The following is a 607-nucleotide window of genomic DNA, read 5'->3' on the forward strand; positions in this document are numbered from 1 at the left end:
CTTGAAGCGCTTCATAATCCGCTCACGCCGTCGGGTGGGCTGATGGCTGTTCTCGGCGCGGTTATTCAAGCCCTTGTGCTGCCGATGGTCCACGCCCGCCATCACCGTCCTCTTGGCCGCAGCATAGCTGGCCAACTTGTCAGTGATCAGCACGCGCGGTGCCACGCCTTGCTTCTTGAGCAGCTTGCGCAGCAGCCGCTTGGCGGCCTTTGCGTTGCGGCGGCTCTGAACCAGGATGTCGAGCACGACCCCGTGCTGGTCGACGGCCCGCCACAGCCAGTGCTTCCGACCAGAAATGCTGATCACAACCTCGTCGAGATGCCATTTGTCTCCTGGTGCGGGCAGACGCCTGCGGATCTGATTGGCAAAGCTCTGGCCGAACTTCAGCGCCCATTGCCGGACAGTCTCGTGGCTGACCAGGATGCCTCGGGCGGCCAGCATCTCCTCAACCATGCGCAGGCTCAACGGAAAACGAAAGTACAACCAGACCGCATGGCTGATCACTTCAGCCGGGAAGCGATGACGGGCGTAGCGAGGATGCTGGGTCGATTTCATGCCCTCGCTTATGCCCTCATCCAGTCACTGTCGCGTTAACCTGACGGTGCCC

The 607-nt window shown here is 61.6% G+C and carries 1 protein-coding gene; it reads right to left on the reverse strand.

Annotated features, from left to right (window positions below):
- Window positions 1-555: IS6 family transposase (locus tag ACUXUR_RS26800; protein ID WP_445505390.1), on the reverse strand; the 555-nt coding region annotated here is incomplete at its 3' end.
- Window positions 556-607: the final 52 nt, after the last annotated feature.

The sequence above is a fragment of the Microvirga medicaginis genome, assembly GCF_052658925.1.